The sequence below is a fragment of the Streptomyces speibonae genome (assembly GCF_984686075.1).
Window position 1 is genome coordinate 7,994,648 of the sequence record NZ_OZ480260.1, and the last position, 18,994, is coordinate 8,013,641.

Here is an 18,994-nt window from a genome sequence, read left to right on the forward strand (position 1 = left end):
ACCCGGCGCCACGGACCTCACGTCCCAGCATGCGCCCGCACCGGCACGGCGGCGACCCGGCACCGGGGGCGCGGACGCCGCCGCGACCGCGCGTCAGCCGCCCAGCGACGCCACGAACGGCGACAGCTTGTCCGGGTTCATCACCCACATGATCCGGTGGATGCCGTCCGCCGACACATCGACGGAGAGCAGCGCCACCGCCTTGCCGTCGACCGAGACCAGAACGGCCGGCTGCCTGTTGGCCTCCACCCACCGCGTCCGGGCCGACGGCCAGAGCCGCGGCGCGAAGGCGGCCACGTACCTGGAGACGTGCGTACGTCCGACGACCGGAATCCGCGACACGCCCCGGATGCCCCCGCCGTCGGCGTAGCTGACGACGTCGGCGGCGAGGACGTTCTCCAGCACCGCCAGATCGCCCGTCTGCGCGGCGGCGAGGAACACCTCCAGCAGACGCCGGTGGTCGGCGGGACTGACCCGTTCCCTGCGCTCGGCGGCGAGACGCTTGCGCGCACGGCTCACCAGCTGCCGCGTGTTGGCCTCACTCGTCTCCAGGATCTCCGCGACCTGGCGGTAGGGGTAGTCGAAGGCCTCCCGCAGCACATAGGCCGCCCGTTCCACCGGGTTGAGTTTCTCCAGGAGCAGCAGCACCGCCATCTCCAGCGCCTCGGACCGCTCCGCGCCCAGCTGCGGATCCTGCGTGGTGTCCACCGGCTCGGGGAGCCACGGGCCGACGTACGCCTCCCGCCGCACCCGCGCGGACTGCGCGACGTTGATGGCGAGGCGGGCCGTGATCGTGGTCAGGAAGGCGGCCGGTTCGCGGATGTCGTCGCGGTCGGCGTTCTGCCACCGCAGCCACGCCTCCTGGAGGACGTCCTCGGCCTCCGCGGAACTGCCGAGCACCCGGTAGGCGATGCCGAAGAGCTGCGGGCGCGCCGCGAGGAACTCCTCCGTGGCCCGGTCGAGGGAACCGGTGTCGTCCCCAGCCTGCATGGTCGTCCCTTCCGGCTCCGGGCCAACCATGCTACGTGGCCTGCCATCCGGGTGCGTCCGGGCCCGGCCACCGGGGTGCTGTCACGGACGGGGTGGAACCGTCCCGTCCCCGGCGCGGGGACTCGGCCGCCGCGGATCCGCCGTCTGACCGCACGTCACCCGGCGTTGTGCTTCCATGCTGCGGGGCGGCCGGCACCCGGCCGCCCCGCTCTCCCGCTCGGAACCGGTCCCACCCCTACGCGACTGGAGAAGGCATGACGCCCAGATTCCGACGCCCCGTCCGCACCGGCCGTCTCGCCGCCGTGCTCGCCGCCGTGCTGTTCGTCACGGCGGCCCCGGCGACGGCCGCCGGCCACACCCCCGGCTCCCGTGCCCCGGCCGTCCCCCTGCGGGTGGTGACGTACAACATCCATGCCGGGGCGGGCCAGGACCAGGTCTTCGACCTCGACCGCACCGCCGCCGCGCTGCGCGGTCTGCACGCCGATGTGATCGGGCTCCAGGAGGTCGACGTGCACTGGGGCGCCCGGAGCGCTTTCGTCGACGAGGCCCGGGCGCTGGCCCGGACATTGCGCATGCGGGTGTTCTTCGCACCCGTCTACGACCTGGAACCGGCCGGCCAGGGCGGTGAGCGGCGGCAGTTCGGCGTCGCCGTGCTCAGCCGCCATCCGGTGCTCCACGCCGAGAACCACGAGATCACCCGGCTCTCCACGCAGACCCCCGACCCGGTGCCGGCCCCGGGGCCCGGTTTCGCCGAGGTGGTCGTCGGTGTCCGGGGTGCGCGGGTGCACGTCTACTCCACGCACCTGGACTACCGGGCCGACCCGTCGGTCCGTGCGGCCCAGGTGGCGGACATGCTCGCCGTGCTGGCCGCCGACCGGGGCCCCAGGGTCCTGGTCGGGGACTTCAACGCCGAGGCCACGGCACCGGAACTGGCGCCGCTGTGGCGGACCCTGCGGGACGCCGCCCCCGACGGCGGCGCCACCTACCCGGCGGATGTCCCGGTCAAGCGCATCGACCTGGTGACCGTCTCACCCGACATCACCGTGGCCGGCGCCCGCACGGTGGCGACGCAGGCCTCGGACCACCGGCCCGTCGTCGCGGACCTGAAGGTGCACCGGCGCGGACACTGACGGCGGGCACACCCCTCACCGCGTCAGCCGGCCCCGTTCACCCTCATCTCTCCCAGCTCCGACCAGTCGTCCTGCGGCAGCGACATATTCACGATCCGAGGGGTCTCGGCGAGGTGGGGCGGCAGCGTCCGCTGTGCGGTCCGGAAGTGTGCGGACCGCACATGGGCGGCCCCCGCCTCGTCGTCGCGGAAGGCCTCGACCAGGACGTACTCGGTCGGGTCATCCAGGCTGCGGGACCAGTCGAACCACAGGCAGCCCGGCTCCTCGCGGGTCGCCGCGGTGAAGTCCGCGACGATCCGCGGCCACAGGTCGGCGTCCTCCGGGCGGACCCGGAACTTGGCGGTGATGAAGATCATCCGACTCCTCCCTCACCCGGACCCGGCGGCGCCGCACCGCCCTGGAGCCGTTCCAGGTCGGAGGGCCGGACCTGGATGGCCACCATGGCGATCAGCGCGGCCAGCGCGGCGAAGATCGCCGCCATGATGAACGCGGCCGACACACCGGAGGTGAGGACCTCGTCGCCCCAGGGCGCCGGCAGCTCCCCGGTGCGCTGGAAGCGCAGACGTTCGGCGGTGGTCGCCTGCTGAAGGAAGCGCGGTACCTGCTTCTCCGCCTCGTTGCTGCTGACCGTGCCGTACATCGTGACCAGGATGGACAGGCCGAGCGAGCCGCCGACCTGCTGGGTGGCGTTGAGCAGGCCCGACGCGGCGCCGGTCTCCCGGACACGGACGTTGGACAGCGCCATCAGCGTCAGCGACACGAACTCCATGCCCATGCCGAGGCTGAAGACCAGCATCGGGCCCAGGACGCTGCCCGCGTAGGTGGAGTGGACGTCGGTCAGGGTCAGCCAGGCAAGCCCCGCGGCCGCGAGCACACCGCCCACCACCATGAAGGGTTTCGGCCCGTACACGGGCAGGAACCGGGAGGCCAGCCCCGCGCCGATCGCGATGACCGCGCTGACCGGCAGGAAGGCGAGCCCGGCCTGGAGCGGGCTGAAGTCCAGCACGTTCTGCACGAAGAGCGTCAGGAAGAAGAACATGCCGAACATCGCCGCCGCCAGGCACAGCATGATGCCGTAGGTGCCCGCGCGGTTGCGGTCGGCGAACATGTGCAGCGGAGTGATCGGCTGACGGGACCTTCTCTCGATCATGACGAAGCCGGTGAGGACGACGACGGCCGCGGCGAACGAGGCCAGGGTGAGGGGGTCGCGCCAGCCGTCCTGCGCGGCCCGGATGAACCCGTAGACCAGCAGCACCATGCCCACCGTGGAGGTGAGGGCGCCGACGAGGTCGAAGCGGCCGGGATGGCGTTCCGACTCCTTGATCCAGCGGGGTGTCGCCAGGGCGATCAGCAGCCCGATCGGGACGTTGACGAAGAGCACCCACCGCCAGTTCAGCCACTCGACGAGGATGCCCCCGGCGAGCAGACCGATGGCGCCGCCGCCCGCCGACACGGCGGCGAAGACTCCGAAGGCCCGGTTGCGTGCCGGTCCTTCACGGAAGGTGGTGCTGATCAGCGCCAGCGACGTGGGGGAGGCGATCGCACCGCCCATGCCCTGGAGGGCGCGGGCGGCCAGGAGTTGGCCCCCGTTCTGGGCGAGCCCGCCGAGCAGGGAGGCCAGCACGAAGAGCAGCACACCGAAGATGAAGACGCGCCGCCTGCCGAGGATGTCACCGGCCCGGCCGCCGAGCAGCAGCAGCCCGCCGAAGGTGAGGGTGTAGGCGTTGACCACCCAGGACAGGTTGGTGGTCGAGAAGTCCAGCGAACGCTGGATGTGCGGCAGCGCGATGTTCACGATGGTGATGTCCAGCACCACCATCAGCTGACACGACGCGATGACCAGCAGCGCCATCGCGTTCCCGCCGCCGGCGGCACGTTCGGTGTGCTGCCGGGCGGAGGCAGATCGCGGACCGCCGCTCATACCGGGTCGCCCTTTCGGGAATCCACCGTTCGACCGTACGTGCGCATCCGGACGCCCACCAATCGATCACGGTGGGCGCCGCCGGCCGGTCGGCCACCCCGACTCCGTGGGCCCGGGCCGGGCCGGCAGGGTCGGATCCCGTTCCATCCGTATTCCTCCCGGCGCGCGGGGAGCCGGTGCGTGCCGCGCGCCGGGAGGGACCGTCAGGAGTCCGACCGGTGTCCGGGCTTGCGGCGCTCGACGTACAGCCGGGGGTCCGCCGGCCCGGTCCACTCCAGGCGTACGACACCGGGTACCGCGGCGTCGCCGACGCGCGCCGGGTCCTTCCAGTGGCCGGCGGCCGGGTTGCGGAGGAACGTCGCCCACAGGTGGCCGGCGTGGTCCCGGAAGAAGTTGTTGTGTCCGGCGCCGACACCCGCCGTCCACCGCTCGGAGTACGGTCCTTCGAAGCGGTCGGCGACCGCGACGATCACGTCGTACTGGTACTGCACCCGTCCCGTCCCGGGCGGGTCGTAGGCGTTGCGCACGGTGCCGTAGGCATCGACCGACGTGCGGTCCCACGCGGCGTGGAGCAGGTAGTACTTGCTCTTGTGCTTGAAGACGTAGGCGCCTTCCAGATACGGCTCGGGCGAATAGGGGGTCTGCCGGAACCTCGGCAGGTTCGTCGTGGTGACGATGTCCTCCATGTCGTCCCGGAACTTGGCGTACAGGTCGTTGTGCAGGACGAGCCAGGCGTCGTCCCCCTCGCTGTAGAGGCCGCCGTCGATGTGGTGGTAGGCGCCGGGCTCGATGAAGGCGGGCCCGCCGATGAAGGAGTCGCCGAACGGCTTGTCGAGATTGCCCTCGGCCAGCCGGTACGGGCCCTCGACACCGCCCTCGCTCACCAGCATGAACGACCCGACCTTGCGGGAGTGGTCGCCCATGCACGCCACGATGTACCACTTGCCCTTGAAGTGGTGCAGCTCCGGGGCCCACACGTTGCCGCGCTTGCCGAACCGTTCGTCGACGAGTACTTCGACCTCGTCGACCCCGCCGATGTGGAACTGCCGCGCTCCATCGCGGAGACCTTCCACGACAAGCCCCCGGTGCAGCGCAACTACAGCGCCCACTGGACCTTCGACACCATGCCGATCGAGACGACCCGCAAGCTCATCGCCGTCTACTGGGGCTATGTGGCGCTGATCGACCGGCAGATCGGCCGGGTCATGGCGGCGATGGAACGGCTGGGCCTGGTGGACGACACCGCCGTCTTCTTCACCTGCGACCACGGCGAGTTCACCGGATCCCACCGGCTGCACGACAAGGGCCCGGCGATGTACGAGGACATCTACCGCACACCCGGCCTGCTCCGTGTCCCGGGCGCCCCCGCCGGCGTGGTGCGCTCCGAGTTCGTCAGCCTGCTCGACTGCACCGCCACCATCCTGGAACTGGCCGGCCTCGACCACAAGCCCGCGGTGGACTCGCGCAGCCTGCTGCCCCTAGTGAACGGCGAACCCGTGGACTGGGAGGACGACATCGTCTGCGAGTTCCACGGCCACCACTTCCCCTACCCGCAGCGCATGCTGCGCGAGGACCGGTACAAGCTCGTCGTCAACCCCGACTCGGTCAACGAGCTCTACGACCTGGTGACCGACCCGGACGAACTGCAGAACGTCTACGCCCACCCCGAACTGGCCCCGGTCCGCCGACGGATGATGCGCCGCCTGTACGACGTGCTGCGCGAGCGCGGCGACAACTTCCACCACTGGATGACATCGATGTACGAGGTGGGAGAGGTGGCCCACGACCCCACCCTGAGCGGTCTCGACGAGTCGACCTACCGGACCACCCATGACTGACGGCCACCGCCCCTGCTGCACCCCGGCGGACACACCCGTCACCACCGCCGCACACCCGGCGGTGACCGCGGTCCCCGCCGGTGCGCGCTCCACGCGGGGACAGCTCCGGCTGCCCGGCGGCGAGTTCGCCATGGGGGACGCCTTCGGCGAGGGATACTCCGCGGACGGCGAGACACCCGTGCACACGGTCCGTCTCCGGCCCTTCCACATCGACGAGACCGCCGTCACCAACGCGCGGTTCGCCGCCTTCGTCAAGGCCACCGGCTACGTCACCGACGCCGAGCGCTACGGCTCCTCGGCCGTCTTCCACCTGGTGGTCGCCGCCCCCTCCGCCGACATCCTCGGGCACGCCGCCGGCACCCCCTGGTGGATCAACGTCCGGGGCGCCCACTGGCGCCGCCCCGAAGGCGCACGTTCCGACATCACCGGACGGCAGAACCACCCGGTCGTCCACGTCTCGTGGAACGACGCGACCGCCTACGCGCGGTGGGCGGGCAAGCGCCTGCCCACCGAGGCCGAGTGGGAGTACGCGGCCCGCGGAGGACTGGCCGGCCGCCGCTACGCCTGGGGGGACGACCTCACCCCCGACGGCAGATGGCGCTGCAACATCTGGCAGGGACGCTTCCCGGACACCAACACCGCCGAGGACGGTCATCTGACCACCGCCCCGGTCAAGTCCTTCCGTCCCAACGGCTTCGGCCTGTGGAACACCGCCGGCAACGTGTGGGAGTGGTGCGCCGACTGGTTCTCGCCCACCTACTACGCCGAGTCCCCACCGCGGGACCCGCGCGGCCCGGGGAGCGGAACGGCACGGGTGATGCGCGGCGGCTCGTACCTCTGCCACGACTCCTACTGCAACCGCTACCGCGTCGCGGCCCGTTCGGCCAACACCCCGGAGTCCTCGTCGGCCAACCTCGGCTTCCGCTGCGCCAACGACGCCGGGGAACGGTAGTGCCTGCACTACCCGCACCGGGCACCTGGCTGCATGGGCGGGGGCCGCCGCGCCTTCTAGCGTCGTGGGAGTACCGCACCGAGTCACTCCCGGAAGGCGCAGCACCATGTCAGTGACCCAGGCCGACGCCGCCGTCGTCCTCGACCATCTCCACAAGACGTACGGCGGTGAACAGCCGGTCGTGGCGCTGGACGACGTCAGCGTCGCGTTCATGCGGGGCACGGCGACCGCGGTGATGGGCCCGTCCGGATCCGGCAAGAGCACCCTGCTGCACTGCGCGGCGGGACTGGACCGGCCGGACTCCGGACGGATGCGGATCGGAGCCACCGACCTGTCGTCGATGTCCGAGAAGAAGCTGACCGAACTGCGCCGCAGCCGGGTCGGTTTCGTCTTCCAGGCGTTCAACCTGGTGGGCGCGCTGGACGTGGAGCAGAACATTCTGCTGCCCTCGCGGCTCGCGGGCCACCGGCCGGACCCCGCGTGGGTCGCCGAGGTGATCGCCAGGGTCGGCCTGACCGAGCGGCTGCGGCACCGGCCCGCACAGCTCTCCGGCGGCCAGCAGCAACGGGTGGCGATCGCCCGGGCGCTCGTCACCCGCCCCGAGGTCATCTTCTGCGACGAACCGACCGGCGCGCTGGACACCCGGACCGCCGCCGAGGTCCTCGCCCTGCTGCGCTCCGCGGTCGACGAGACCGGCCAGACCGTCGTCATGGTCACCCACGACCCGGTCGCCGCCTCCTACGCCGACCGCGTCCTGGTCCTCGCCGACGGGCGGATCGTACGGGACATGGCACAGCCCGGCGCCGAGCGGATCGCCGAACACCTCGCGCAACTCGGCCGGCGCCGGCCCGCCGTGAGCCGGGAGGGCTGAACCATGCTCCGACTCGCCGCGCAGATGCTGCGCTTCCGCAAGGGAAGCTTCGTCGCCACGTTCGTCGCGCTCGCCGCGGGCGTCGCCATCCTGACGACCTGCGCCCTGCTGGCGGAGTCCGGCTGGCGGTACAAGGGCGAACCGCAGCACTACCGTGCCGCGCTCGCCGTCGTCGCCGAGCGGGACCTGAGGGTGGCCGGACCGACCGTCCTGGGCGAAACCGAGTACACCACCGTGGCCCTGCCCGAGCGCGGCAGTGTCCCCGAGGCGCTTGCCGGTGAACTGGCCTCGGTGCCCGGCGTGGCGCGCGCCGTGGGTGACCGTTCGATCGCCGTCACCGCGGCCGCCGCCCCGGACGTGCCGGCCACGGGACACGGCTGGTCGTCCGCCGCGCTCGCCCCGTACCGGCTGGCCGGCGGCCGGGCGCCGCGCTCCGAAGGGGAGATCGCCCTCGACGCCCGGCTCGCCCGCCGCGGCGGACTCGCGCCCGGCGACACCACCGACATCGTCACCGGCGGGGTCCGGCGCTCCTACCGGGTGAGCGGCGTCGTCGCGACGGACGGTCCGCCGGGACAGCGGGCGGCGCTGTTCTTCACCGACGCGCGGGCCGCCGCCCTCGACCCGCACCCGGGCCGCTTCGACGCCGTCGGCGTCCTCGCCGAACCGGACGCCGACCGCACCGTCGTGCTGGCCGAGGTGCGCCGGATCGCGGAGGACGCCGGCGCGAAGGCCTACACCGGCGACGAGCGCGGACTGGCCGGACAGCCCGATGCCGCCGCCGCACGTGCCCTCACGCTCCAGGCCGGGGGAGCGTTCGGCGGATACGCCGCGATGATCATGATCTTCGTCGTGGCCGGAACGGTCGGCCTGTCGGTACGGCACCGGCGTCGTGACCTCGCCCTGCTGCGCGCCGTCGCCGCCACCCCGGGCCAGGTGCGGCTGATGCTCGTCGCCGAGGTGGGCCTGCTCGGACTGTGCGCCGCCGTGGCGGGTGTCCCGGCCGGACTGGCCGCCGCGGGATACATCCGGGACGAACTCGTGGACCGGGGCTTCGTACCGGGCGGGTTCACCGTCCAGGGCGGACCGCTCTCCGCGGCCGCCGCGACCGTGGCCGTCGCCGTCGTCGCCCTGCTCTCCGCCTGGATCGCGGCGCTGCGCATCACGCGGATCCGGCCGACCGAGGCGCTCGGGGAAGCGGCCGTCGAGCGGCCGCCGGGCAGCAGGGCACGCGTGGTGAGCGGCCTGGCGTGCCTCGCCGCCGGGGTGTCCCTGACCGGTCTCACCGGCGCCACCGACGGCCAGACCGCGCTGGGTGCCGCGACGGGCATGCTCTACGCGTTCGTGCTGGGCGTCGCGCTGCTGGCGCCCTGGATCAACCAGGCGGCCGCCCGGCTGCTGGGGCCCGTGCTGCGGACCGTGTGGGGCAACAGCGGTCATCTCGCCGCGGCGAACCTGCGGGCCAACGCGCGCGGCACGGTCGCCGTGCTCACCGCGCTCGTGCTCTCCGTCGGCCTCGGCGGCACCGTCTGGTTCCTCCAGGACAACCTCGAGCGGCAGACCGTGGTCCAGAGCCGCGACGGAATCCTCGCCCAGCACGCGCTGACCGGCGGCGCCGGCCTGCCTGCCTCCGCCACGGCCGAGGCCCGCCGGATCCCCGGGGTGCTCGCCGCCACCGGGGTGCGCCGCACCTCCGTCGTCGTGCCCAACCGGCTCGAGGCGCAGACGGTGGTCGCGCAGGGCATCGATCCGAAGGGCGTGGAACAGACGCTGGACCTGGACGTCACCTCCGGCAGCCTGGACCGGCTGGCCGAGGGCACCATGGCCGTGTCCACCGCGCAGGCGGACGCCTCGGGCTGGCGGCTCGGCGACGAGGCCGACCTGTGGCTCGGCGACGGCACGCCCGTCACCCTGCGCGTCGTCGCCCTCTACGAACGCGGCTGGGGTTTCGGCGACGTCACCCTGCACACGCGCACCCTCATGGGGCACACCGTCACCGGACTCGACGACCAGGTGCTCATCCGCACCGCACCGGACGCCGACGTCGGCACCGCCCTCGCCGGGCTGGCCCGCGCGTATCCGGCCGCCGCGGTGGTGGACACCGACCGGCTCACCGGTGAGCTCGCCGAGGACCTGGCCGTCAGCGGATGGCTGAACCGGATGCTCATCGCCGTCCTGGTCGGATACGCCGTCCTGGCCGCCGCCAACACCCTCGTCATGGCCGCCCTGGCGCGGACCCGGGAGCTGTCCCTGCTGCGCCTGGTCGGTGTCACCCGCGGTCAGGTGAAGCGGATGGTGCACGCAGAACAGGCGGGGCTGCTCGGGGTGGCACTCGTCATCGGCGCGGCGATCGCGGCCGTCACGCTCACCACGATCGTCAACGCCGTGACCGGCACGCGCGTCCCCTACGTACCGGCCACGGGCTCGGCCGCCATCCTCGGCGGGACCATCGTGCTGGCGCTCGTCGCCACGGTGCTTCCCATCGGCCGCGTCCTGCGCACCCCGCCGGTCGAGGGGATCGGCATCCGCGAGTGACGCCCGGCCGCGGTCACGGGCCGCACGGACGCCCCGTTCCGGGCGACCGTGCGGCCCTTTCGTGCGCGGCTCAGGCGGCCAGCCGCTCGGCGAGGGTCTTGGCCCTGACGCTGGCGTCCTGGTGGGCGCGCTCGCGGGAGCTCTCGAACAGCGGGACCAGATCGGCCATCGCCGGCACCTGGGGGGCCATGGTCAGCTCCGGGACGATGAAGCCGAGGTCCAGGCCGAGCATGTCGACGAGCACCGCGCGCAGGTAGTTCTGCACGTACTCGTAGCCCTCGCGCGGCGTGCCCGGCGCGTAGGAGCCGCCGCGGCTGGCGACCACGGTGACCGGGGTGCCCTTGGCCGAGGGGGTGTCGCCCGCGGTACGGCCCATGACGATCACGTTGTCCAGCCACGCCTTGAGCGTGGAGGGGATCGTGAAGTTGTACATCGGGGCGCCGATCAGCAGCGCGTCCGCCCGCTCGAGCTCCTCGACGAGCTTCAGCCGCTCGGCGAAGGCCGCGGCCTGCTCGGGGGTGTGCGCGGCCGGGTCCGCGACGGCCGCCAGGTGGGCGTCGGCCGTGAGGTGGGGCACCGGGGCGGTGGCCAGGTCGCGGTAGATCACGGTGCCCTCGGGGTGCTGCTCCTCCCAGGTCTTGCGGAAGGCCTCCGTCACGGCGCGGGACGACGAGGCGGACGCCGGGAACACGGAGGAGTCGATGTGGAGAAGGGTGGCCATCAGGGGGTTCTCCCATGGGTGCAGGAGCGGAGGCGTGTCCGCCGCCGCTGACGTTTCGTACTCGACTATGGATAACACAGGTGCTTACTTTTTTTCATCTGCTTGCGGCGTGGATGTACCCTGGAGCCATGGCGGTCGAGCAGGTACACGAGACAGAGGCATGCAAGCGGGTGAACGGCGGGATCACCCGCGTCTTCCAACTGCTCGGCAAGCGCTGGACGGGGCCGATCGTGGCCGTCCTGGTGGAACAGCCGGCGTACTTCGCCGACCTGCGCCGGGCCATCCCCGGCATCAGCGAACGCATGCTCTCCGACCGCCTGACGGAACTCGGCGCCGCGGGACTGGTCATCCGTGAGGTCGACGAGGGCCCGCCGCTGCGGGTCGCCTACCGGCTGACGGAGTCGGGGGCGGCGCTGGAACCGGCGCTCAAGGAACTCGGCCGGTGGGCCGATACCCACCTGCCCGGGGGCGACCCCTGCAAGGAAGAGGTCCGCTGAGCCGGAGCTCGCCATCCACTACGGGCCCACGAGGTCCGTCCGCCTGGAATCCGGGTCTCGTTTCCTGCCCGCCTGGGCCCGAACGGGTCGGCCGAGGCGCTCGCACCCAGCTCTGAACGGACCGGCCCAGCCGGCCATGCCCCCACACGCACGGACCGGGCAAGGCGGGCGCGCCCCGCGCGGCACAGGTCGGGTGAGACACCTCAGGCGTCCAACTCGTCAAGCCCCCGGCTGCTCTGGCCGTGTTCGCGCAATACGCGAGCGTAGTGGCGATGCTGGCGGGGGCAGCTGGACAGCCCCAACGACCGAGCGAAGCTTCGGCAGGTCGCCGGACTCTGAGGTTTCCGCGTTCAGGCGACCTGTGCGACGGCGGGGCCTGATGTGGGGAAGGCCACGGCCTCGTCGAAGTGGTGGCCGTGCTGGAGGCAGTGGTAGAGCTGGCCGATCATGCGATTGAAGAGGTTGCGCTGGGCGGCGGCGTGCCGGTCTCCGTGGTTGTCGCGGCGGCGTCGGTAGTGGGCCTTCAGGCCGCGGGCGTCTGCGAAGCGGGCTTTGTCGTCTCCGATCTCGGCGAGCACTCGGGCGCCGAGCTGGGCTCCGAGGCCGGGGAAGCTGAGGATGATCTCAGCGTCCGGGTGCTGAGGGAAAGCCTCTTCGACCGCCTCGGTGAGGTCGTCGGCGGCGGTGCAGGCGGCCTCCAACTGGACCAGCAGGGCGAGCATTTGCTTGCCCAGCGCGTCCTCGACCAGTGGCGGCTGGTGGGCGTAGTCGTCGCGGAGGACGTCGCGGAGGACGTCGCGGAGCCGCTCGGCCTCTGCCGTGATGCCGCGCTTCCGGCCGGCCCGCTTGAGCGCGGCCTCCAACTGCGTGCGGGGCGCCGGACAGGGCAGCTGATGCCGGCGTGCCCCCGGGCGGTGCGGCGAGCGGGGGCGGGGCGGCCCGGGGGAGTCGGACCCGTACGCCCGCCCCCGGCCGGCCAGGCGTTACGTGTCGAGTGAGCGGCTGGTGACCCCGGCCAGGTGGCGGGTGAAGACCTCGCGGGCGTCGGGCGTGAGCGTGCGCAGCGCCACCAGCGCGGTGACGGCGACATCGCACAGCTCGGACCGGACGTCGTCCCACGTGTGGGTCGTACCCTTGCGCGGATTCTGGCCCGTCGCACCGATCACGGCCTCGGCGACCTCCCCCACCTCCTCGGACAGTTTCAGGATGCGCAGCAGCAGGCCGTCCGGACCGCCGACGGGACGGTTCGCGTCCAGCCAGCCGTACAGGCCGTCGATGGACTCCCACAGATCGGCGGCCGGCCCCTGGGGCGGCGGTGGGGAAGACAGGTGAGCACTCATGCGCGAGAGCCTGGCACGGCCCACCGACAGGTCCGGGGCCCGACCGCGCCCCGGCACCCCCTAGTCGAACAACGCCTCCTGCTCACCCTCCTTGGCCTTCCGCAGCCGGCGGCTGCGCGCCCCCAGCGTCACCGCCGTCGCCGCCGCAGTCGCCGCGAACGCCGCCGGAAGCATCCAACTCCGGTTGGCCGTATGGCCGAGGACGTGGTCCAGGGAGAGCCGGCCGGGCCCCGTGACGGCGAGCCCGGCGGCGGTCAGGCCCAGGGTCGCGGCGTACTCGAAGCCGCCCTCCTGGTTGAAGAAGCCGTTGGGCGCGTGCACGGCGGACGCGCCCGCCATCGCGCCGGCCGCGGCGGCACCCGCGGCCGGGGTGGCGAGGCCCAGTGCCAGCAGGATGCCGCCGCCGGTCTCGGCGAGGCCCGCCATCATGGCGTTCCTCCTGCCGGGCACGTACCCGACGGACTCCATGAACTGGCCGGTGCCCTCGACGCCGCCACCGCCGAACCAGCCGAACAGCTTCTGCGCGCCGTGCGCGGCGAGCACCCCGCCCGTCCCCAGCCGGAGCAGCAGCAGACCCCAGTCGCTTCGGTCGTCACAGGTCACGTCGTCTCCCCGGGAGCAGTGGCTTGGCCCGACCACGGTCGCACCGCCGCCGCGGGCCGGGCCCGCTGCCGGTCGCCGTTCGGGTGACGCCGGTGGCGGGACCCGGCGGCCGGTACGAGGCTGACGCCATGACCATTCAGATCACCCGCCTCAGCGACCCCGCCGTACGTGCCTTCGTCACGGCCGTCAACAACCACGACCGCGACGCCTTCATGGCCCTTCTCGCGCCCGGCGCCACCATGGCGGACGACGGTTCCGAGCGCGACCTCGCCGAGTGGACCGACCGGGAGATCTTCTCCTCCCACGGTCACATGGAGGTCGACAACGAGTCCGACGGCGGCCGCCGGCTCATCGCCCGCTACAGCAACGACACCTGGGGCGAGATGCGCACGCGCTGGAGCTTCACGGTCGACGACGACGGCCGTATCTCCCGCTTCGAGACCGGTCAGGCCTGACCCGCAACACCTCTGTCGCGCCCGGGAGTCGGCGGGGCGCGACGGCATGAAACGTGTCGGCGGTGAGAGTTGGGTGAGGGGATGGTCACAGACCTCGCCCAGCCGCTCGTTGAGGGATTCAAACACCGCCGTCAGCTCGGCTTTTGCCTCGCGGTTGGCCCGGACTTGGGCGGACGTTGTGGAGATCCGCTGTCACCGCGCGCCCGCCCCCGCGGCGTCCCATTGATCTGACCGCGACAACTGGTCACTCTTCTCGTCAGCCTCCGCGTGACACCGCGCCGGAGGCAGATCCCCCCACACCTGACGAGGAGATCCCTCTTCATGACGCAGCAGATGCGTACCGTCGCACAGAAGGTCACCGCCGCCTGCGCGGTGACGGCCGCCACCGCAACAGCCCTGCTCGGAGCGTCGTCCGCGCAGGCCGCCGAGCCCGCCCAGGGCACCGTCCTCGGCCTCGGCGCCGAAGGAACAGTGGCGGGCAGCTACATCGTCGTGCTCGACGAGCAGACGACGTCGGCCGGCAAGAAGGTCCTGGCCGAGGAGTACGGCGGCGAGCTCAGCCGGTCCTACGGCGCCGCCCTCGACGGCTTCGCCGCGGACGGCCTGAGCGAGTCCGAGGCCAAGCGCCTCGCCGCGGACCCGGCCGTCGGCGCCGTCGTGGCCAACCGCCGGTTCCACACCACGGCCACCCAGGACAACCCGCCCTCCTGGGGCCTGGACCGGGTCGACCAGGAGGACACCGCAGGCGACAGCAAGTACACCTACCCCGACCAGGCCGGTGAGGGCGTCACCGCCTACGTCATCGACACCGGCGTACGGATCACCCACCAGGACTTCGAGGGCCGGGCGAGCCACGGCTACGACGCCGTCGACAACGACGACACCGCCGACGACGGCAACGGCCACGGCACGCACGTCGCCGCGACCGTCGCCGGTGCCGCGCACGGTGTGGCCAAGAAGGCGGACATCGTGGCCGTGAGAGTCCTGGACGACAACGGCTCCGGGACGACCGAGCAGGTCATCGCCGGGATCGACTGGGTCACCGAGAACCACGAGGGACCCTCGGTGGCCAACATGAGCCTGGGCGGCGCCGCCGACCCGGCGCTCGACGCGGCGGTCCAGAAGGCCATCGCCTCCGGGGTCACCTTCGCCGTCGCGGCGGGCAACGAGTCCGCCGACGCCGGGCAGGGCTCGCCCGCCCGCGTGCCGGAGGCCCTCACCGTCGCCTCCAGCACCAAGGACGACGCCCAGTCCGACTTCTCCAACTTCGGCACCGCCGTGGACCTCTACGCACCCGGCTCCGAGATCACCTCGGCCTGGAACGACAGCGACGAGGGCATCAAGACGATATCCGGCACCTCGATGGCCTCCCCGCACGTCGCCGGAGCGGCCGCCGTGTACCTGGCCGGACATCCGGACGCCGACCCGGCGGCCGTGGCGTCGGCGCTGACCGACGGCGCCACCGCCGGCACGATCACCAACCCCGGCACCGGCACCCCGAACAAGCTGCTCAAGATCACCGAGTAGTGCGCAGCCCGGGCGCGGGCCGCTGACATGGGGGAGGGCCGCAGAGGGGAAACGTTCCTCTGTGGCCCTCACATGCCGCCCCCGCCCGGTGTGAGTGGCCCGGCTCACATGGCGTACCGGATCTGCCACCGACACGATGGTCTTCGTCAACGGCAGGCTGAAGGGATCGAGAATGTTCCGCAAGGTGCTGGTCGCCAATCGCGGTGAGATCGCGATTCGGGCGTTCCGCGCGGGCTACGAACTGGGCGCCCGAACCGTCGCCGTCTTCCCCCACGAGGACCGCAACTCGCTGCACCGCCTCAAGGCGGACGAGGCGTACGAGATCGGCGAACCGGGGCACCCGGTCCGGGCCTATCTCTCCGTGGAGGAGATCGTGCGCGCCGCGCGACGGGCGGGCGCCGACGCCGTCTACCCGGGCTACGGCTTCCTGTCCGAGAACCCGGAGCTGGCCAAGGCCTGCGAAGAGGCGGGCATCACCTTCGTCGGACCGAGCGCCCGGATCCTGGAACTGACCGGGAACAAGGCGCGTGCCGTGGCCGCCGCCCGCGAGGCCGGTGTGCCGGTCCTGGGCTCCTCCACACCCTCGACCGACGTGGACGAACTGGTCCGCGCCGCCGACGGCATCGGGTTCCCCGTGTTCGTCAAGGCGGTCGCGGGCGGCGGCGGACGCGGCATGCGCCGCGTCGAGGACCCCGCCCAGCTGCGGGAGGCCATCGAGGCGGCGTCCAGGGAGGCGGCATCCGCGTTCGGCGACCCCACGGTGTTCCTGGAGAAGGCCGTCGTCGAACCCCGTCACATCGAGGTGCAGATCCTCGCCGACGGCCAGGGCAACGTCATTCACCTGTTCGAACGGGACTGCTCGGTGCAGCGCCGCCACCAGAAGGTGATCGAACTCGCGCCCGCCCCCGGCCTCGACCCCGCCCTGCGCGACCGCATCTGCGCCGACGCCGTGCGCTTCGCCCGGCAGATCGGCTACCGCAACGCCGGCACCGTGGAGTTCCTCCTCGACCGGGACGGCAACCACGTCTTCATCGAGATGAACCCGCGCATCCAGGTCGAGCACACGGTGACCGAGGAGGTCACCGACGTCGACCTCGTCCAGGCCCAGCTGCGCATCGCCGCCGGCGAGACACTCGCCGACCTCGGTCTGGCCCAGGAGACCATCACCCTGCGCGGCGCCGCGTTGCAGTGCCGCATCACCACCGAGGACCCGGCCAACGGCTTCCGCCCCGACACGGGGCGGATCAGCGCCTACCGCTCACCCGGCGGCTCGGGCATCCGCCTGGACGGCGGCACCACCCACGCCGGTACGGAGATCAGCGCCCACTTCGACTCCATGCTCGTCAAACTCACCTGCCGGGGGCGGGACTTCGCCACCGCGGTGGGCCGGGCGCGGCGCGCCGTGGCCGAGTTCCGCATCCGCGGGGTCGCCACCAACATCCCCTTCCTGCAGGCGGTGCTCGACGACCCGGACTTCCAGGCCGGACGGATCACCACGTCGTTCATCGAGCAGCGGCCGCAGCTGCTCACCGCACGCCACTCCGCCGACCGCGGCACCAAGCTGCTCACCTACCTCGCCGACGTCACGGTGAACAAGCCGCACGGCGAACGGCCCCAGCTGGTCGACCCGCTCACCAAGCTGACATCGCCGCCCTCCGGCGAGCCGCCGGCCGGCTCCCGGCAGCGGCTCACCGAGCTCGGCCCCGACGGCTTCGCCCGCCACCTGCGTGCCACGCCGACGCTCGGCGTCACCGACACCACGTTCCGCGACGCCCACCAGTCGCTGCTCGCCACCCGGGTGCGCACCAAGGACATGCTCGCCGTCGCCCCGGTGGTGGCCCGCACCCTGCCCGAGCTGCTCTCGCTGGAGTGCTGGGGCGGCGCCACCTACGACGTCGCCCTGCGCTTCCTCGCCGAGGACCCCTGGGAGCGCCTGGCCGCCCTGCGCGAGGCCGTACCGAACATCTGCCTGCAGATGCTGCTGCGCGGCCGCAACACCGTCGGCTACACCCCGTACCCCACCGAGGTGACCGACGCCTTCGTCCAGGAGGCCGCGGCGACCGGCATCGACGTCTTCCGCATCTTCGACGCCCTGAACGACGTCTCCCAGATGCGGCCCGCCATCGACGCCGTACGCGAGACCGGCACGGCCGTCGCCGAGGTGGCCCTGTGCTACACCGCCGACCTGTCCGACCCGTCCGAGCGGCTCTACACCCTGGACTACTACCTGCGTCTGGCCGAGCAGATCGTCGAGGCGGGCGCCCACGTGCTGGCCGTCAAGGACATGGCCGGCCTGCTGCGGGCCCCGGCGGCCGCGACCCTCGTATCGGCCCTGCGCCGGGAGTTCGACCTGCCGGTGCATCTGCACACGCACGACACCGCCGGGGGGCAGCTCGCCACCTACCTCGCCGCGATCCAGGCGGGCGTGGACGCGGTCGACGGCGCCGTGGCCTCCATGGCGGGCACCACCTCGCAGCCGTCGCTGTCGGCACTCGTCGCGGCCACCGACCACTCCGAGCGGCCCACCGGCCTCGACCTCCAGGCCGTCGGCGACCTGGAGCCCTACTGGGAGAGCGTCCGCAGGGTCTACGCCCCCTTCGAGGCCGGGCTGGCCTCGCCGACGGGCCGGGTCTACCACCACGAGATCCCCGGCGGCCAGCTCTCCAACCTGCGTACCCAGGCCGTCGCGCTCGGTCTCGGCGACCGCTTCGAGGACATCGAGGCGATGTACGCCGCCGCGGACCGGATGCTGGGCCGTCTGGTGAAGGTCACCCCCTCGTCGAAGGTGGTGGGCGACCTCGCTCTGCACCTGGTCGGCGCGGGTGTCTCCCCGAAGGACTTCGAGGAGGAGCCGGACCGCTTCGACATCCCCGACTCGGTCATCGGCTTCCTGCGCGGAGAGCTCGGCACTCCGCCCGGCGGCTGGCCGGAACCCTTCCGCAGCAAGGCCCTGCGGGGACGCGCCGAGCCCAAGCCGGTCCAGGAACTGACCGCCGACGACCGGGACAGCCTGGCGAAGGACCGCAGGGCGACCCTCAACCGCCTGCTCTTCCCCGCCCCCACGCGGGAGTTCGAGGCGCACCGTCAGTCCTTCGGCGACACCAGCGTCCTGGACAGCAAGGACTTCTTCTACGGGCTGCGCCCCGGCCAGGAGTACAAGGTCGACCTCGAGCCCGGGGTGCGGCTGCTCATCGCACTCCAGGCGGTGGGTGAAGCGGACGAGCGGGGCATGCGCACGGTGATGTCCACGCTGAACGGCCAGCTGCGGCCGATCCAGGTCCGGGACCGGGCGGCGGCCTCCGACGTCCCGGTCACCGAGAAGGCCGACCGCGCCAACCCCGGCCATGTCGCGGCACCCTTCGCCGGCGTGGTGACCCTCTCGGTCGCCGAGGGCGACGAGGTGGAGGCCGGCGCCACGGTGGCCACGATCGAGGCGATGAAGATGGAGGCCGCCATCACGGCCCCGAAGTCCGGCACCGTCTCCCGCCTGGCCATCAACCGGATCCAGCAGGTGGAAGGCGGCGACCTCCTGGTCGAACTCACCTGACCCCGAACAGCAAGCACCCCCGCGCCCGAAGGGGACGCGGGGGTGCTGCGCGAGCAACGCCCCCTCACGC

The 18,994-nt window shown here is 72.4% G+C and carries 15 protein-coding genes and 2 pseudogenes; 9 read left to right on the forward strand and 8 right to left on the reverse strand.

The features are described from left to right. Positions 1–93: 93 nt before the first annotated feature. Positions 94–990 (reverse strand): RNA polymerase sigma-70 factor, encoded by an 897-nt coding sequence (locus AC5L3C_RS35710; protein WP_493653225.1) that lies wholly within the window; start codon positions 988–990, stop codon positions 94–96. Between the two features lie 254 nt (positions 991–1,244). Here AC5L3C_RS35710 and AC5L3C_RS35715 point away from each other — a divergent pair, with 254 nt between their 5' ends. Beyond that, complete coding sequence (locus AC5L3C_RS35715; protein WP_493653226.1) at positions 1,245–2,120, forward strand: endonuclease/exonuclease/phosphatase family protein; 876 nt, start codon at positions 1,245–1,247, stop codon at positions 2,118–2,120. 23 nt (positions 2,121–2,143) lie between these two features. Here the strand turns inward: AC5L3C_RS35715 and AC5L3C_RS35720 are convergent, their stop codons facing one another. The 3 genes and pseudogenes from AC5L3C_RS35720 to AC5L3C_RS35730 form a co-directional block, all read right to left on the reverse strand. Further along, on the reverse strand, positions 2,144–2,476 hold the full coding sequence (locus tag AC5L3C_RS35720) for a putative quinol monooxygenase (RefSeq protein WP_493653227.1): 333 nt from the start codon (positions 2,474–2,476) through the stop codon (positions 2,144–2,146). Continuing rightward, positions 2,473–3,972: an MFS transporter gene (locus tag AC5L3C_RS35725; protein ID WP_493654170.1), complete on the reverse strand. Its 1,500-nt coding sequence runs from the start codon at positions 3,970–3,972 to the stop codon at positions 2,473–2,475. The genes AC5L3C_RS35720 and AC5L3C_RS35725 overlap by 4 nt, the downstream gene beginning before the upstream one ends. A gap of 272 nt (positions 3,973–4,244) precedes the next feature. Beyond that, positions 4,245–5,045 (reverse strand): annotated as a pseudogene (locus tag AC5L3C_RS35730) (family 43 glycosylhydrolase); the annotation flags it as partial. 33 nt (positions 5,046–5,078) lie between these two features. Between AC5L3C_RS35730 and AC5L3C_RS35735 the strand changes: the two are divergent. The 4 genes from AC5L3C_RS35735 to AC5L3C_RS35750 all read left to right on the forward strand — a co-directional run bounded on the left by AC5L3C_RS35735 (position 5,079) and on the right by AC5L3C_RS35750 (position 10,234). Further along, the gene (locus AC5L3C_RS35735) at positions 5,079–5,879 is read left to right on the forward strand and encodes a sulfatase/phosphatase domain-containing protein (protein WP_493653228.1); all 801 of its coding nucleotides are present in this window, start codon (positions 5,079–5,081) and stop codon (positions 5,877–5,879) included. Continuing rightward, positions 5,872–6,831 (forward strand): formylglycine-generating enzyme family protein, encoded by a 960-nt coding sequence (locus AC5L3C_RS35740; RefSeq protein ID WP_493653229.1) that lies wholly within the window; start codon positions 5,872–5,874, stop codon positions 6,829–6,831. The genes AC5L3C_RS35735 and AC5L3C_RS35740 overlap by 8 nt, the downstream gene beginning before the upstream one ends. 106 nt (positions 6,832–6,937) lie before the next feature. Continuing rightward, positions 6,938–7,702 (forward strand): ABC transporter ATP-binding protein, encoded by a 765-nt coding sequence (locus AC5L3C_RS35745; RefSeq protein WP_493653231.1) that lies wholly within the window; start codon positions 6,938–6,940, stop codon positions 7,700–7,702. 3 nt (positions 7,703–7,705) lie between these two features. Then, complete coding sequence (locus tag AC5L3C_RS35750) at positions 7,706–10,234, forward strand: FtsX-like permease family protein (RefSeq protein WP_493653233.1); 2,529 nt, start codon at positions 7,706–7,708, stop codon at positions 10,232–10,234. A gap of 70 nt (positions 10,235–10,304) precedes the next feature. Here AC5L3C_RS35750 and AC5L3C_RS35755 read toward each other — a convergent pair whose 3' ends face one another. Next, on the reverse strand, positions 10,305–10,955 hold the full coding sequence (locus AC5L3C_RS35755) for an FMN-dependent NADH-azoreductase (protein WP_493653235.1): 651 nt from the start codon (positions 10,953–10,955) through the stop codon (positions 10,305–10,307). A 128-nt stretch (positions 10,956–11,083) separates the two neighbouring features. On the opposite strand from AC5L3C_RS35755, the gene AC5L3C_RS35760 reads away from it, so the two are divergent. Then, a complete protein-coding gene (locus AC5L3C_RS35760; protein WP_125509664.1) occupies positions 11,084–11,452 on the forward strand; it encodes a winged helix-turn-helix transcriptional regulator in 369 nt (122 codons plus the stop codon). Positions 11,453–11,802: 350 nt separating this feature from the next. Here AC5L3C_RS35760 and AC5L3C_RS35765 read toward each other — a convergent pair. The 3 genes and pseudogenes from AC5L3C_RS35765 to AC5L3C_RS35775 form a co-directional block, all read right to left on the reverse strand. After that, positions 11,803–12,366 (reverse strand): annotated as a pseudogene (locus AC5L3C_RS35765) (IS110 family transposase); the annotation flags it as partial. Positions 12,367–12,435: 69 nt separating this feature from the next. Continuing rightward, complete coding sequence (locus tag AC5L3C_RS35770) at positions 12,436–12,792, reverse strand: MazG-like family protein (RefSeq protein ID WP_493653236.1); 357 nt, start codon at positions 12,790–12,792, stop codon at positions 12,436–12,438. 60 nt (positions 12,793–12,852) lie between these two features. Then, positions 12,853–13,395: a DoxX family protein gene (locus AC5L3C_RS35775; protein WP_493653238.1), complete on the reverse strand. Its 543-nt coding sequence runs from the start codon at positions 13,393–13,395 to the stop codon at positions 12,853–12,855. 128 nt (positions 13,396–13,523) lie between these two features. On the opposite strand from AC5L3C_RS35775, the gene AC5L3C_RS35780 reads away from it, so the two are divergent. The 3 genes from AC5L3C_RS35780 (at position 13,524) to AC5L3C_RS35790 (ending at position 18,924) form a co-directional block, all read left to right on the forward strand. Next, positions 13,524–13,850: a nuclear transport factor 2 family protein gene (locus AC5L3C_RS35780; protein WP_493653240.1), complete on the forward strand. Its 327-nt coding sequence runs from the start codon at positions 13,524–13,526 to the stop codon at positions 13,848–13,850. A gap of 321 nt (positions 13,851–14,171) precedes the next feature. Further along, positions 14,172–15,377, forward strand: coding sequence for a S8 family peptidase (locus tag AC5L3C_RS35785; RefSeq protein WP_493653242.1), 1,206 nt, complete (start codon positions 14,172–14,174; stop codon positions 15,375–15,377). Positions 15,378–15,549: 172 nt separating this feature from the next. Then, positions 15,550–18,924 carry a pyruvate carboxylase gene (locus AC5L3C_RS35790; RefSeq protein WP_493653243.1) on the forward strand — a complete coding sequence of 1,125 codons (3,375 nt, stop codon included), beginning with the start codon at positions 15,550–15,552 and terminating at the stop codon, positions 18,922–18,924. Positions 18,925–18,994 lie beyond the last annotated feature (70 nt).

Excerpts from the sequence above, each read along its gene's own strand:
- AC5L3C_RS35770 (WP_493653236.1), bottom strand. The coding sequence starts at position 12,792 with ATGAGTGCTCACCTGTCTTCCCCACCGCCGCCCCAGGGGCCGGCCGCC.
- AC5L3C_RS35715 (WP_493653226.1), top strand. The coding sequence starts at position 1,245 with ATGACGCCCAGATTCCGACGCCCCGTCCGCACCGGCCGTCTCGCCGCC.
- AC5L3C_RS35755 (WP_493653235.1), bottom strand. The coding sequence starts at position 10,955 with ATGGCCACCCTTCTCCACATCGACTCCTCCGTGTTCCCGGCGTCCGCC.
- AC5L3C_RS35725 (WP_493654170.1), bottom strand. The coding sequence starts at position 3,972 with ATGGCGCTGCTGGTCATCGCGTCGTGTCAGCTGATGGTGGTGCTGGAC.
- AC5L3C_RS35740 (WP_493653229.1), top strand. The coding sequence starts at position 5,872 with ATGACTGACGGCCACCGCCCCTGCTGCACCCCGGCGGACACACCCGTC.
- AC5L3C_RS35750 (WP_493653233.1), top strand. The coding sequence starts at position 7,706 with ATGCTCCGACTCGCCGCGCAGATGCTGCGCTTCCGCAAGGGAAGCTTC.
- AC5L3C_RS35760 (WP_125509664.1), top strand. The coding sequence starts at position 11,084 with ATGGCGGTCGAGCAGGTACACGAGACAGAGGCATGCAAGCGGGTGAAC.
- AC5L3C_RS35790 (WP_493653243.1), top strand. The coding sequence starts at position 15,550 with ATGTTCCGCAAGGTGCTGGTCGCCAATCGCGGTGAGATCGCGATTCGG.
- AC5L3C_RS35780 (WP_493653240.1), top strand. The coding sequence starts at position 13,524 with ATGACCATTCAGATCACCCGCCTCAGCGACCCCGCCGTACGTGCCTTC.
- AC5L3C_RS35785 (WP_493653242.1), top strand. The coding sequence starts at position 14,172 with ATGACGCAGCAGATGCGTACCGTCGCACAGAAGGTCACCGCCGCCTGC.
- AC5L3C_RS35720 (WP_493653227.1), bottom strand. The coding sequence starts at position 2,476 with ATGATCTTCATCACCGCCAAGTTCCGGGTCCGCCCGGAGGACGCCGAC.
- AC5L3C_RS35710 (WP_493653225.1), bottom strand. The coding sequence starts at position 990 with ATGCAGGCTGGGGACGACACCGGTTCCCTCGACCGGGCCACGGAGGAG.
- AC5L3C_RS35745 (WP_493653231.1), top strand. The coding sequence starts at position 6,938 with ATGTCAGTGACCCAGGCCGACGCCGCCGTCGTCCTCGACCATCTCCAC.